The following is a 14,443-nucleotide window of genomic DNA, read 5'->3' as shown; positions in this document are numbered from 1 at the left end:
TTATTCTTAATCTTAGGTTTTCAATGATAAACGAGAAATTTTCAAAGATAGGCTTTGTCCTTGCTATGGCTGGTTCTGCTGTTGGTCTTGGCAATGCCTGGAAATTTCCTACAATGGTGGGAAATAACGGCGGTTCAGCATTTATTATTTTATATTTGCTTCTTACATTTGCTATCGCATTTGTGGCGTTTTTAGCGGAGCTTAGCATTGGCAAACTTGGCGAAAGCGACATCGTAAGCTCACTTTACAAACTCGCTCCAAAAAATAAAAAAGCTTGGTCACTCTCTGGCTTTTTCATGATCGGCGCGATACTTATAGCTTCATTTTATATGGTTGTTATTGGCTGGATTTTAAAGTATATCTATCTTAGTTTTTCGCCACTTTTAGCCGACTCAAAAGAGGCTGCAGCGCAGTTTAACACGCTTTTATCAAATGATCTAAGCAGTGCCGTGCTTTGTTTTAGCTTAGTTTTTTTGATGGTCTTTTTTGCCGTTTCAAAAGGCGTAAAAAGTGGCATAGAAAAGCTAAATATATGGATGATGCCAAGCCTTTTTGTCTTGCTAGTTTGCATGCTTTTTTACGCGCTTAGCATGGGTGATGGCTTTGTGAAGGCGGCTAAATTTTTATTTGTACCAAATTTTAGTGCGATCACGCCAGATGTTGTCTTACAGGCTCTAGGCCTTGCGTTTTTCTCGCTATCTATGGGCGTTGGAGTCATACCAACATACGCTGCAAATTTACCAGAGCGCACAAATTTAATAAAATCAACGCTCTCTATCATCTTTATAAACATCTTAATAGGCATTATGATGGGGCTTGTCGTATTTACCTTTATATTTGCTTATGGGGCTGATAGCACGGCAAGTGGCCCAGGCCTTATCTTTATCTCGCTTGTCACGCTTTTTGCAAAGCTTGGCATCGTTGGCAATGTCATGGCGGTAGCATTTTTCGTATCGCTCTTGTTTGCTGGTATCACGAGCGCGGTTTCGATGATCGAGCCTTTTGCTTATTATTTGGTTAGGAAATTTGAAATTTCAAGAAAGATGGCGCTTCTTTACATAGGTGCCTTTGTCTATATCTTGGGCATCTTTTGCATACTTTCATATTATTCAGACACTTCAAGTGCTTTTAGCGTTTGTGGTAAGCCATTTTTTGACGCGCTTGACTTTCTCACATCAAATATCATGATGCCAATAGGCGCTATCGTATTTAGCTTTTTTGTTGGCTATAAACTTAAAAAAGAGAGTTTATATCTGCTCTTTGGCGATTTTATGGGAAGAGCATTTTTTGAAATTTGGTACTTTTTCTTAAGATATGTCGTGCCAGTTGCCATTTGTGCGATAATGATCTACCAGATGGCAGGTAAATAATGGCAGAGAGATTTAGTAAAATTGGCTTTGTCTTATCGATAATTGGAGCGGCTATCGGCCTTGGTAACGCGTGGAAATTTCCATACATGGTTGGCAGTAACGGCGGTTCGGCATTTATCCTCATATATCTATTTTTTGCCTTTGCTGTTGGTCTTAGTATATTTTTTGCTGAGATGGCGATGGGTAAAATTTCACGCCTTGATACGGTTGGAGCGTTTAAATCTCTAGCTACAAAAGGGGCAAGCTCTTGGAAATTTGCCGGTATTATCATGGTGACTGGGCTATTTATCGCATCTTTTTACACGCTCATCATTGGCTGGGTTTTAAAATACGTCATTTTAAGTCTTAGCGAGCTACCTAAAGATATCGCAAGTTCAGAGACACTTTTTGTAAATTTCACCTCAAATGGCATAGTTGAGCAAATTTTATACTTTAGTATCGCATTTTTTGCCTACTTTTTCATCCTTACAAAGGGCGTAAAAAGCGGCATAGAGCGCATAAATGTCTATCTCATACCAGCGCTTTTTGTGCTGCTACTTTTGATGCTTGGCTACTCTTTTGGCATGGAGGGCTTTGACAAAGCGGCTAAATTTCTACTGGTGCCTGACTTTTCAAAGATAGATCAAGCAGCTGTTTTAAACGCTCTTGGACTTGCTTTTTTTACGATGTGCGTTGGCATTGGCTGCATACTTACTTACTCATCAAGTCTAAGCGATGATACAAATTTATTTACCTCTTCGCTCTATGTCGTCTTTGCAAATATCATAATAAGCGTCATCATCGGCCTTATCGTCTTTACATTTACATTTGAGTTTGGCTCAGAGCCATCAAAAGGCGCAGGGCTTGCTTTCATATCGCTACCAACGCTATTTGCTAAGCTTGGCTTGCTTGGAAATTTCTTGGCATTTACATTTTTTATATCGCTATTTTTTGCTGGCATCACCTCGGTTATATCGATGGTTGAACCGTTTATATTTTTCTTAAGCAAAAGCCTAAATTTTAGTAGAAACAAATCGATCCTAATTGTCGCTTGCGTGGTTTATATTTTAGGAATTTTATGTGCGTTAAGTGGCACAAACGAATTTAAAGATGCACTTACATTTTTTGGTAAGAGCTTTTTTGACCTGCTTGATTATCTCAGCTCAAACATCATGCTCCCGCTTGGTGGTATCTTGTTTGCTGTCTTTGTTGGATACTTTATGAAATTTGAGCTTTTAAAAGAGCTATTTGTGCCTTATATGGGCAAGGTTGTATTTAACATTTGGTATTTTTTAATTAGATTTGTGGCTCCACTTTTAGTTCTGGTGGTGTTAATAAGGGAGATCTCATAATATGGCAAAAGAACAATTTTCTAAAATAGGCTATGTCCTAGCAGTCGCTGGATCGGCTGTCGGACTTGGCAATGCATGGAAATTTCCATACATGGTTGGTGAAAACGGCGGTTCGGCGTTTATTATCCTATATCTTTTGATAACTTTTCTAGTCGGCGTGCCTATCTTTATGGCAGAGCTTAGTATCGGCAAGCTTAGCGAGAGCGACAGTGTAAATGCTTTTAGAAAGCTAGCAGCTAAAAATAAAAATTTATGGCAACTGGTTGGAATTTTAGCCATGGTGACAGCGGCCATCATCTCATCATACTATATCGTGATAATCGGCTGGGTCTTTAAATATTTCACGCTCTCATTTACTGGCCTCCCAAGCGATATAGATAGCTCAAAAGTGATATTTAACGATCTTTTGACGCATGGTCTTGGCGAGCAGACACTTTACTTTGTTATAGCATTTGCAGCTTGCTTTTTCATCCTGTCAAAAGGCGTAAAAAGCGGTATAGAGAAGCTAAATGTTTGGATGATGCCAAGCCTATTTATCATGGTTTTGATCATGCTTTTTTACTCTATAACGATGGATGGCTTTGTAAAATCAGCCGAGTTTTTACTCATCCCTGACTTTAGTAAAATTTCGTTTAACTCACTCTTACTTGCTCTTGGACTTGCATTTTGGACACTATCTCTTGGTATGGCAGCGATCATCACCTATTCAGCTAGCCTAAGCGATGATACAAATTTAGCCACTTCAACACTTAGCATCGTCTTCATAAATATCGCGCTTGCTATTATGATAGGTCTTGTTATTTTTACCTTTATATTTGAATTTGGCGCTACTCCGTCTCAAGGACCAGGTCTTGTCTTTATTTCGCTACCAACGCTATTTGCTAAGCTTGGCACGATCGGTCAAATTTTAGCGGTGGCATTTTTTGCTGCACTTATCTTTGCTGGTATCACTTCAGCCATCTCCATCGTTGAGCCATTTGTATTTTTCTTGATCAGAGAATATGGCATGAGTAGGAAAAAAGCGCTTTGCATAGTTTGTGCTGGGATTTTCATAGTTGGATTTTTATGTCTTTTATCAAATATAGAAAATGTTGGCGATAAATTTATGATATTTGGCAAAAATTTCTTTGACTTCCTAGACTTTACCGCTTCAAATATCTTGCTACCAATTAGCGGTATCGGCGGAGCGATATTTGTAGGATATTTTATGAAAAAAGATGCTTTATATGTGCTATTTAGCCCATATATGAGTGATTTTGTATTTAATACATGGTATTTTTTACTAAGATATGTAGCACCAGTTTGTGTGCTCATCATCATGATAAATGAACTATTAAAGGTTTTTAATGGATAAGATTGAGAGATTTTTTGACAAAGCTGGTGATATAGTCGGCTATATTTGTATGTTTATTATGGCTTTGATGATAATAGACGTTTTTTTTAACGTTGTGGCAAGATACTTTTTCTCTTACGGCAACGTTGCATTTCAGGAGCTTGAGTGGCACTTTTTTGCTGTGATATTTCTACTTGGCATGAGCTATGCTCTAAAAGAGGACGCACATGTTAGAGTTGATATCTTTTATGCTAAATTTTCAGAAAGAAATAAAGCCCTTGTAAATATGCTTGGCACTGTATTTTTTATCATACCATTTGCGCTTTTGGTTTCAAATTTATCATTTGGATTTGTAGGAGATGCTTACAGCTCGGCAGAGGCTAGCGCAGATCCAGGCGGTCTTACCCATAGATGGGTCATAAAAGCGATGATCCCTTTTTCATTTTATGTGCTTGTATTTTTTGCGATCGGCTTTTTTATAAAAAATTTAAATCGCTATAAGAAAGCTAGTAAGGAGAAAATATGGCGGGATTAATAATGTTTATAGCCGCGCTATTGATGCTTGGCATTGGCTTTCCAGTGGCATTTACCTTTGGCGCGGTTGCGATGATATTTGGCATGGTTGGTAGTGTTGTAGAGAGTCTTAGTGATGGCGATGGGCTACTTGGCAGTATAGAAGTGTTTAAAGATATGTTTAACTTCATGCCATATAGGATTTTTTCTATCATGGAGAGTAGAATTTTCATAGCAGTTCCACTCTTCGTCTTTATGGGTGTCGTGCTTCAAAAGTCAAAGTTAGCCGAGAGACTACTTGAGAGCATGGGTATGCTCTTTGGAGAAATCAGAGGCGGTATCGCGATAAGCACTATCTTAGTTGGAGCGCTTCTTGCTGCATCAACTGGCGTCGTAGGTGCAAGTGTTGTTGCTATGGGCGTTATAAGCTTGCCTGTAATGCTAAAATATAAATACGACCAATCCCTAGGATGTGGCACGATATGCGCTGCTGGTACGCTTGGTCAGATCATCCCGCCTTCTATCGTGCTTATCATCTTGGGCGACATCTTTTCAGTGCCAGTTGGCGAGCTTTTTCATCAAGCCATTGTGCCAGGATTCACGCTAGTTGGAGTTTATATAGTTTATATTTTGATAACTGCTTATCTTAAGCCAGAGGTCGCTCCTATCGTAAAAGATGAGAGTGGCGTTAGTAAATTTAAGCAGATTGTTAGAGCGCTAATTGCGATCTTTCCGCCACTTTTGCTAGTTATTTGTGTGCTAGGATCCATTTTTGCAGGTATCGCTACACCGACTGAAAGCTCAGCATTTGGCTGCGTTGGCGCTATCATCTTGGCAATATTTTATAGGACATTTTCATTTTCTATGATGAAAGAGGCTTTGGCTGAGAGCGTAAAAACTACGGCTCTAGTCTTTGCCATACTTGTTGGTGCGACTGCCTTTTCTATGGTCTTTAGCTACACTGGAGGCGATGAGATAGTTGAAAATTTCATGACAAATTTACCAGGCGAGAAGTGGGGCTTTATCATCTTTAGTATGGCTGTTATCTTTGTGCTTGGCTTTTTTATCGATTTTGTTGAAATTTCATATATCGTGCTTCCTATCTTGGTGCCAATCGCCGCAAAACTAGGCATAAACCCAGTCTATCTAGCGATCTTAGTTGCTATGAATTTACAAACTTCATTCTTGACGCCGCCATTTGGATTTAGTCTATTTTTCTTAAGATCAGTCGCACCTGCTGAGATAAAAACAGCTGCTATTTATAAAGGCGTGGTGCCTTACATCATTATCCAAGTGGCAGTTTTAGTCTTTTTCTGTGTCTTTTTGATGGAGATAAAGCCGATGCTTGATGCGAGCCACGGCGGATTATTTAACTTCTTACTCTCACTTTTTAAATGATATAAAAGTTTTTGGTTGTAAAATACCAAAAGCAAGCAAAATGGCTAATTTGAGTTTCTGCCCAATTTAGCCATTTTTTATGACCGCTTTTTAGTAAATTTATAAATTTAATGAGGTGAAATATGGCAAAGAAATTTATCGATGTTATGGATACGACCTTTAGAGATGGCTTTCAGTCGGTTTATGGCGCTAGAGTGCTTATGAACGACTTTTTGCCCGCGCTTGAAGCAGCTAAAGAGGCTGGCATAGAGCATTTTGAATTTGGCGGAGGAGCGAGATTTCAAAGCCTTTATTTTTACCTAAATGAAGACGCTTTTGCGATGATGGATAAATTTAGAAGCATCGTAGGACCAAAAGCAAACCTTCAAACCCTAAGCAGGGGCGTAAATACCGTCACACTTGATACTGGTAGCCGCGAGCTAATCGACCTTCACGCAAAACTTTTCAAAAAACATGGAACCACTACCATTAGAAATTTTGACGCATTAAATGATGTTGAAAATTTAAAATATTCAGGCGAAAGGATCGCTCATCACGGGCTAAAACACGAAGTCGTTGTTACTATGATGGATCTGCCTAGTGGCTGTGTGGGAGCCCATGATGTTAAATTTTATGAGAAAATTTTACGAGAAATTTTAGATGCAAATATCCCTTATCACAGCGTTTGCTTTAAAGATGCAAGTGGCACAAGCAGCCCACAAAAGGTCTATGAAACCATAAAAATGGCTAGAAAATTGTTACCAGAAAAAACTCATATCAGACTTCACACGCATGAAACAGCAGGCGTAAGCGTGGCTTGCTATCTTGCAGCGCTTGAAGCTGGTGTCGATGGTATAGATCTAGCCGCAAGTCCAGTAAGTGGCGGCACAAGTCAGCCAGATATCCTAACCATGCTTCACGCAGTAAAAGGCAAAAACTACGATCTTGGCGGCCTTGATGTGGAGAAAATTTTAAAATACGAAAGCGTTTTGAATGATTGTTTAAAAGAGTATTTCTTACCGCCTGAAGCTGTGCAAGTAAGCCCTCTAATACCATTTTCACCAATGCCTGGTGGCGCGCTCACTGCAAATACCCAGATGATGAGAGATAACAACATCTTAGATAAATTCCCAGAGGTTATCCTTGCTATGCGCGAAGTGGTGCAAAAGGGCGGATACGGCACTTCAGTGACCCCTGTTAGCCAGTTTTACTTCCAACAAGCATTTAACAACGTGATGTTTGGCAAGTGGAAAAAGATCGCTGAGGGATACGGCAAAATGGTGCTTGGCTATTTTGGCAAGACCCCAGTTACACCTGATAAAGAGATCATTAAGCTTGCTAGCGAGCAGCTAGGACTAAAACCAACTACAAAACACGCAGTTGATATAGCCGATAAAGATGAGAGCAAGTCACTTGCACATGTAAAAGAAATTTTAAAACAAAATAAGATCAAAGTTACCGAAGAAAACGTCTTTATAGCAGCAGCTTGTAAAGAAAAAGGCATAGCGTTCTTAAAAGGCGAAGCCAAAGTAAATGTAAGAAAGATCGATCCAAGTGCTAAAGCAAATGAAGGCAGACAAACTCAAAGCGGCAGATATAGCGTCGTCGTAAATGGTAGTCGCTACAATGTCGAAGTAAGCGAAGGCTTTAACGACAGCATCCAAGTAAAATCAATCACTGAAGTTGAAGGTAAGAGCGTAAAAAGTGCCAAAAGTGCAGTAGCAAGCGCAACAGAAAATGACATCGTCGCAAGTTTGCCAGGCGCTGTGCATAAAATTTTAGTTAGCGTAGGAGATCATGTCAAAAAAGGTCAGGCCATAGTCGTGCTTGAAGCGATGAAGATGGAGATAGAGGTCAAAGCCCCAAAAGATGGCGTCATAGGCTCTATCGAGGTTAGCAAAGGTCAAAGTGTCGCGAACAATCAAGTGGTGGCTAAATTTAAATAAATTTGCCCATTTTAAAAAGATAGTGTTAAGCGAAATTTGATTAACATTTTGATGACTTTTAGGTCAAATTTATAAAGAAACGAAAATTTAAAAGGAAACAACATGATAAATAAGCTAGACGAGCTAGGTCTAAAAGAGATCAAAAAGATAAATCACAATCTAAGCTACGACGAGCTTTTTGAGCTTGAAAAGGCAAACAATGAGGGCAGAGTCTCAAGTAACGGCACATTTATGGTTGATACTGGAATTTTTACAGGCAGAAGCCCAAAAGATAAGTATTTTGTCAAGCAAGATCCAAGCCAAAAATACATCGCTTGGGGCAAGATAAATCAGCCTATCACAAAAGAGCTTTTTGACAAGCTTCTTAAAAAAGCAAAAGAGCAGCTAAGTGGTAAAGAAATTTTTATCCAAGATGCATTTTGTGGAGCTAGCAAAAAGAGCCAAAAATCAGTCCGCTTCGTCACCGAAGTAGCGTGGCAAGCGCACTTTGTAAAAAATATGTTCATCCGCCCAAGTGAAGCGGAGCTGGCTAAATTTGAGCCTGATTTTGTAGTATATAACGCTTGCAAGACAAAAAACGAGGACTACAAGGCTGATGGGCTACATTCAGAGGTCTTTGTCATCTTTAATGTCGAGGAAAATGTCGCAGTGATCGGTGGCACATGGTATGGCGGCGAGATGAAAAAGGGCATTTTTTCTATGATGAACTACTGGTTGCCACTTGAGGGCAAGCTAAGCATGCACTGCTCTGCAAACGTAGGCGAGAAGGGCGATACGGCGCTATTTTTCGGCCTATCTGGCACTGGTAAAACGACACTTTCAACCGATCCAAAACGCAAACTAATAGGCGATGACGAGCACGGCTGGGACGATGATGGGGTGTTTAACTTTGAGGGTGGCTGCTATGCAAAATGTATCAATCTTGATCCAAGCAGCGAGCCAGAAATTTACGCAGCGATCAGGCGTGATGCACTACTTGAAAATGTCGTGGCTGACGAAAACGGCGTGGTTGATTATAAAGATGGCTCAAAGACTGAAAACACACGCGTGAGCTATCCGATCTATCACATCGACAACTACGAGCCAAGCTCAAGTGCTGGCCATCCAAAAAATATCATCTTTTTAAGCGCTGACGCTTTTGGCGTGCTTCCTCCAGTTGCAAAGCTAACAAAAGAGCAGGCGATGTATTATTTCTTAAGTGGCTACACAGCAAAAGTTGCTGGCACAGAGCGCGGTATCACCGAGCCAGTCGCTACTTTTAGCGCTTGCTTTGGCGAGCCATTTATGCCACTTCACCCAACCGTCTATGCAAAACTGCTTGGCGAGAAGATCGATAAACACGGCGTTAATGTCTATCTTGTAAATACAGGCTGGAGCGGCGGTGCTTACGGCGTTGGCAAGCGTATGAGCATAAAAGCAACACGTGCTTGCATAAATGCGATCCTTGATGGCAGCATCACAAAATGCGAATTTGAAAATTTTGATAAATTTAACTTCGCTATCCCAAAAGAGCTTGATGGTGTAGAGACAAAACTGCTAAATCCAATAAATACATGGACACATCCAGCTGAGTACAATATTTCACGCGACAAGCTTGCTAAAATGTTTGTTGAAAATTTCAAACGCTATGAAGATGTAAAAGAGGGCGTTGAGTACGCAAAAGCTGGCCCAACAGCTTAATTTATAGCCTTGCGGGAACTTGCCTGCAAGGCTTTTTAAATTTAAACTATCAAATAGTAAAAATTTTAGAGCTATAAAATATAGCTCTTTTTCAAATTTCTAATATAAAATTTAAAACATTTTGCAAAATAGCTCGGTCAAATTTAACGAGACTTTCTAAAACTTTTTCATCAAAAAAATTACTCTTTATAAGCCTGAAAAATTTAATCGCCTGACATCAGAAATTTTAATACAAGTGGTCCTTTGTAGCTAGAGCTAAAATTTAGCCAAAATGCACCAGTTAAATTTAATGCAAAATAATCTATTTCACTAGACTTTCTAAAGCTTCTCGCTATAAAACCACACTTATTAAGCTCTAAAAATCACCCATCAGATATCAAAAAATTTAATACAAACGATCTTTGTAGTTAGAGCTAAAATTTAGCCAGAACACTCCAGCTAAATTTGATATCAAATTTCTACTATAAAAGTCGCTGTTGTATTTAGTATAAGTTGTAGGATTTTTGTAGTTAAAATGTAAATTTAGCCAGGTATCTGGCTAAATTTAATCAAAATACTCTCTTTTCTAGTCCAAATTCTACGCCAGCTTTTGCTAGCTCAAATGTCGCATCTATAAATTTATACTCGCTACTGATAAATGGCAAAAACATCGGTATCTCGGTGCAGCCTGCGATATAAACGTCAGCTTCAATGTTTGAAAGCACTTCATAAAATACCGGCACATACTCTTCTAGCTTACCAGCTTTGACACCTTTGTAGATGCACTCCATGATGACATCTTGCGTCTCTTTGCTAAAATCCACGCTTTTTAGCCCGCGCTCTTTTAAAATTTGATCATAAACGCCAGCCTTTTTTGTGCCACTTGTTGCGATGACAGCGATATTTTTAGCGTGCGGATATTTTTTTTGCAAGGCATCTACTGTAACTTTTGCAATGTGCAAAATTTTCACTCCAGCCTCTTTTTCGATGCTTGGGGCAAAGTAGTGAGCTGTATTACAAGCCATTAGCATCGCCTCGCATCCTGCATTTTTTAAAAGTTTAGCACTTTGAATTAGCTTTGGAAGCGGGCTTTCTCCCTCACCCATGATAAATTTTGTCCTATCTTCTATCTGAGCGTATGAGTCGATAACGATGTGTAGGTGCTCTTGATCGCAAGTTGCTGGGGTTATATCGATGATCTTCTTGTATAAATCAGCCGTGGCAAGTGGTCCCATGCCGCCTATGATGCCTAATGTCTTCATAACTCCTCCAAATTAAAATTTTCAATAATTATAATATTAGTTTCTATATTTAAAAATAAAATTTCTAAATTTTCATTTGGTATTGTAAAAATAGGGGATAAGCACTTTAAGTTTTGAAGTAAATTTTAAGATAAAAAGGGGCGATTTGCCCCTTAAAAAATTCTATTATGAGTGGAAGTGAAATTCGTCCGGATGATCTAGCGCGTATCTAAATTTCTCCATATCGACCTTTTTGTCCCAGATAGATACGATCATGCAGCCAACGGCATTACCGCAAAGGTTACCAACAGCACGCATCTCTGACATAAATTTATCAACGCCAAGTAGCACAGCTACGGTGACGACTGGTATGCCAGTGCTTGGAAGTGCGCTTAGTGTGCCAGCAAGGACGACAAAGCCAGATCCTGTAACGCCAACCGCGCCTTTACTTGTGATCATTAGCACGATTAGTATGCTTATTAGATGCTCAAAACTTAGCGGGATATTAAATGCTTGAGCTAAAAAGATAACGCTTAGGCTTAGGTAGATGTTGGTGCAGTCAAGGTTAAATGAGTAGCCAGTTGGGATGATAAGGCCAACTGCGCCTCTATTTATGCCAGCTGCTTCTAGCTTTTGCATAAGTGGCGCAAGGGCTGTCTCGCTCGAGCTTGTCGCAAAAACGACCAAGACCTCTTTTGAGATAAAGCGCATAAATTTAAAAACATTGACCTTGGCAAAGTAGCAAATGACGCCAAGCACGACAAAGATGAAAAAGCAGCTTGCAAGTGCCATAACAACAAGAAGCTCCATCATACCAAGAAGCGTTCCGATGCCAAATTTACCGATCAAATAAGCCATCGCCGAAAAGGCAGCCACTGGGCTAAATAGCATAAGCCAAGTAAGTAATTTTAAGACGTAGTGCTGGATAAATTCAAGCGGTTTTAGACAAGCTTGCTTTTTATCATGAGCAAGTAGTGAAAGCACGATGGCAACGACTATCGCCATGAAAAGCACTTGAAGTGTGTTTGACTTTATAAATGGATCAAGTATATGCACGTAAGGGAAGATGTCATCTACTGGCACAGCGCCTCTTAAAAGATGAAGCGTGTGTGCTAAAAAGCCGCTATTTGCGTCCATATTTCCAGCTTGAGATGTAAATTTAGCCACACTTGAGGCGTCAAGCTGAGTGTAGTCAAGGTTCATGCCGTGTCCTGGACGAAGTGTCTCGCCAAAGATGATACCAACAGCAAGAGCGAGCGTGCTAACTATCTCAAAGTAGATAAATGCCTTAAGTCCGATGGTGCCAAGATCTTTTAAGCTCTCAAGTCCGACGATGCCTGAGACGATTGTTAAAAAGATGATAGGGCCGATTAAAATTTTAAGGGCTTTTATAAAATAATCAATGCCTGGCTTGCTCGCTATGCCAAGCTCAGGTGCGACCATACCGACGATAACACCGCCAACTATACCTATCACAACCCAAATGGCGAGATTGGTAAATAGCCTCACAAAGAGACTTTTTTGCGTTTTTGCACTCTCCATAAATTCCCCTTTTATAGGCTCTGCTTGATCTCTGCTGAGAGGATCTTGTCGCCTTGCCTGATAGCGTCAAGCACCTTTAAGCTCTCATCGTCAGCGCACTTTCCAAAGACTGTATGCACGCCGTCAAGATGAGGTTGCTTGCTGTGGCAGATGAAAAACTGTGATCCGCCAGTGTCGCGACCTGCGTGAGCCATGCTAAGGCTGCCACGCTCGTGCTTTACCTTTTGATTATCGCATTCGCATTTTATCCTCCAGCCAGGACCGCCTGTGCCTGTGCCATTTGGGCAACCACCTTGGATGACGAAATTTGGTATAACTCTGTGAAAATTTAGGCCATTATAAAAGCCTGACTTTATCAAATGGACAAAATTTGCAACAGCTTGCGGTGCATCCTCGGCAAAAAGCTCAAGTCCTATCTCACCTTTTTCTGTCTTTAAAACCGCAAATTTATCTTTTTTTAGCTCGTCTAAATTTATATCATAAACTTTTAACTCATCAAAACGCATGTTGCTCCTTTTTACTCGATATTTGTATAAACTGCTTGGACATCATCGTCGTCTTCTAGCTTGTCAAGAAGCCTTTCAATCTCAAGCATTTGCTCTTCATCTAGGCTCACGGTTTGATTTGGCAAGTACTGAAGTGAAGCTTTTTTAACTACTAAATTTAACTTCTCTATCCCTTCATGCAGTGTGCCAAAATTTGCGTAATCACCATAAACAAATAGTGCGTTTTCATCTTCTTCGATGTCACTTAGACCATAATCAATCAGCTCAAGCTCGATCTCTTCGATATCTGCGCTTGGTTTTTCAAGCTCAAAAACGCTCTTTCTTGTAAACATAAAGCTAAGGCTGCCACTTGGCAAAATTTCTCCGCCATTTTTGCTAAATATCGCTTTTACATTTGCAACTGTTCTTGTTGGGTTGTCAGTAGCGCACTCGACGATTATTTGCACGCCGTGAGCTGCTTTGCCGTCATAAAAGATAGTCTTGATATCTGCGCTATCTTTGCCATTTGCTCTTTTTATAGCCGCATCAATGTTATCTTTTGGCATATTTTCAGCCTTTGCTGCTGCGATGGCTGCACGAAGTTTTGGGTTCATATCTGGATCACATCCGCCATCTTTTGCCGCTACTGTTATAGCCTTTGCAAGTTTTGGAAATACCTTGCTCATCTTATCCCATCTAGCTTCTTTTGCTGCTCTTCGGTACTCAAATGCTCGTCCCATAAATATCCTTAAATAAATTTTTTACGGATTATAACTAAAAAAATTTTATACTTTTTTAAAACATTTTTAGTTTGCCTGCTAAAGTGCATAATTTGCAAATTTGAAAATAATATTTGGTAAAAATTTAAGCTAAAGGCATATAATCATACTCATGATAAAAAATGCTCAAAAACAAGATGCAAAAATCTGCATAAAACTACTAAATTTAGCGATGGAGGATATCGCCTACAAGCTAAGTGGCTACGACGATCCTGTAAGAAGCGACGAAATTTTAGAGAAATTTTTTAAAAGCGAGACAAACAGACTTAGCTATAAAAATGTTTATGTCTATAAATGCGACGACGTGATCATCGCTGCGATGTGTGCTTACTTTGGCGGCGACGCATGGCAGCTTGATAGAGAAATTTCACAGCATCTAAAGGCTCTTGGCAAAGATGCCCAGATAGAAAAAGAGTGCTTTGATGATGAGTTTTATATAGATAGCATCGCTGTGGATGAGAAATTTAGAGGTCAAGGGCTTGCAAAAGAGCTTATCTTGCACTCATTTGCCAAAGCAAAAGAACTAGGACATAAAAAAGTCTCGTTGATAGTTGATGTAAATAAGCCAAAAGTTCGTAAATTTTACGAGAGCCTTGGCTTTAAATTTAACACCAAAAAGATCATAAATTTACACGAATACGACCACATGATAAAGGAGATAATATGAAAACATTTGAGGTAAATAATGTGCATTGCCAAAACTGCGCAAATACCATAAAAAACGCACTTGAGGATGACTTTGGCGAGATAAAAGTCGATCTTAGCAAGGTGCCAAGGCAAGTAAGCCTTGATATAAAAGATGGCGATGTAGAGAAATTTAAATCAGAAATGGCTGATCTGGGATTTGACGTTATAAAGGAGCTTTGA

13 protein-coding genes are annotated in these 14,443 nt (G+C 39.7%); 9 read left to right on the top strand and 4 right to left on the bottom strand.

All coding sequences use genetic code 11. The features are described 5' to 3' along the window. Positions 1-23: 23 nt before the first annotated feature. From UNSWCS_RS04975 to pckA, 7 genes are all read left to right on the top strand, one after another. Positions 24-1,370: a sodium-dependent transporter gene (locus tag UNSWCS_RS04975; protein WP_021087595.1), complete on the top strand. Its 1,347-nt coding sequence runs from the start codon at positions 24-26 to the stop codon at positions 1,368-1,370. Further along, positions 1,370-2,701: a sodium-dependent transporter gene (locus UNSWCS_RS04970; RefSeq protein ID WP_021087585.1), complete on the top strand. Its 1,332-nt coding sequence runs from the start codon at positions 1,370-1,372 to the stop codon at positions 2,699-2,701. Before UNSWCS_RS04975 ends, UNSWCS_RS04970 begins: the two co-directional genes overlap by 1 nt. A 1-nt stretch (position 2,702) precedes the next feature. Beyond that, positions 2,703-4,055 (top strand): sodium-dependent transporter, encoded by a 1,353-nt coding sequence (locus tag UNSWCS_RS04965; protein WP_021087572.1) that lies wholly within the window; start codon positions 2,703-2,705, stop codon positions 4,053-4,055. Continuing rightward, on the top strand, positions 4,048-4,569 hold the full coding sequence (locus tag UNSWCS_RS04960; RefSeq protein ID WP_021087577.1) for a TRAP transporter small permease subunit: 522 nt from the start codon (positions 4,048-4,050) through the stop codon (positions 4,567-4,569). Before UNSWCS_RS04965 ends, UNSWCS_RS04960 begins: the two co-directional genes overlap by 8 nt. Then, a complete protein-coding gene (locus UNSWCS_RS04955; RefSeq protein WP_021087591.1) occupies positions 4,557-5,945 on the top strand; it encodes a TRAP transporter large permease in 1,389 nt (462 codons plus the stop codon). Before UNSWCS_RS04960 ends, UNSWCS_RS04955 begins: the two co-directional genes overlap by 13 nt. Before the next feature lie 122 nt (positions 5,946-6,067). Further along, on the top strand, positions 6,068-7,870 hold the full coding sequence (locus tag UNSWCS_RS04950) for a biotin/lipoyl-containing protein (protein WP_021087583.1): 1,803 nt from the start codon (positions 6,068-6,070) through the stop codon (positions 7,868-7,870). 105 nt (positions 7,871-7,975) lie between these two features. Continuing rightward, the gene (gene pckA / locus UNSWCS_RS04945; RefSeq protein WP_187424612.1) at positions 7,976-9,550 is read left to right on the top strand and encodes a phosphoenolpyruvate carboxykinase (ATP); all 1,575 of its coding nucleotides are present in this window, start codon (positions 7,976-7,978) and stop codon (positions 9,548-9,550) included. Positions 9,551-10,098: 548 nt separating this feature from the next. Here pckA and UNSWCS_RS04940 read toward each other — a convergent pair. The 4 genes from UNSWCS_RS04940 to UNSWCS_RS04925 all read right to left on the bottom strand — a co-directional run bounded on the left by UNSWCS_RS04940 (position 10,099) and on the right by UNSWCS_RS04925 (position 13,537). Continuing rightward, positions 10,099-10,791 carry an aspartate/glutamate racemase family protein gene (locus UNSWCS_RS04940; RefSeq protein ID WP_009294309.1) on the bottom strand — a complete coding sequence of 231 codons (693 nt, stop codon included), beginning with the start codon at positions 10,789-10,791 and terminating at the stop codon, positions 10,099-10,101. A gap of 165 nt (positions 10,792-10,956) precedes the next feature. Beyond that, on the bottom strand, positions 10,957-12,312 hold the full coding sequence (locus tag UNSWCS_RS04935; protein ID WP_021084182.1) for a cation:dicarboxylate symporter family transporter: 1,356 nt from the start codon (positions 12,310-12,312) through the stop codon (positions 10,957-10,959). A gap of 11 nt (positions 12,313-12,323) precedes the next feature. Beyond that, positions 12,324-12,818: a peptidylprolyl isomerase gene (locus tag UNSWCS_RS04930; RefSeq protein ID WP_021087564.1), complete on the bottom strand. Its 495-nt coding sequence runs from the start codon at positions 12,816-12,818 to the stop codon at positions 12,324-12,326. Positions 12,819-12,829: 11 nt separating this feature from the next. Continuing rightward, a complete protein-coding gene (locus UNSWCS_RS04925) occupies positions 12,830-13,537 on the bottom strand; it encodes a YebC/PmpR family DNA-binding transcriptional regulator (RefSeq protein ID WP_021087573.1) in 708 nt (235 codons plus the stop codon). 151 nt (positions 13,538-13,688) lie between these two features. On the opposite strand from UNSWCS_RS04925, the gene UNSWCS_RS04920 reads away from it, so the two are divergent. Further along, positions 13,689-14,243, top strand: coding sequence for a GNAT family N-acetyltransferase (locus tag UNSWCS_RS04920; RefSeq protein WP_021087586.1), 555 nt, complete (start codon positions 13,689-13,691; stop codon positions 14,241-14,243). Beyond that, a complete protein-coding gene (locus UNSWCS_RS04915; protein ID WP_021087594.1) occupies positions 14,240-14,443 on the top strand; it encodes a heavy-metal-associated domain-containing protein in 204 nt (67 codons plus the stop codon). The genes UNSWCS_RS04920 and UNSWCS_RS04915 overlap by 4 nt, the downstream gene beginning before the upstream one ends.

The sequence above is a fragment of the Campylobacter concisus UNSWCS genome, assembly GCF_000466685.1.
Taxonomy (GTDB): domain Bacteria; phylum Campylobacterota; class Campylobacteria; order Campylobacterales; family Campylobacteraceae; genus Campylobacter_A; species Campylobacter_A concisus_A.
The sequence above is the reverse complement of the archived record's forward strand: the minus strand, read 5'-3'. Positions and strand labels throughout refer to the sequence as shown.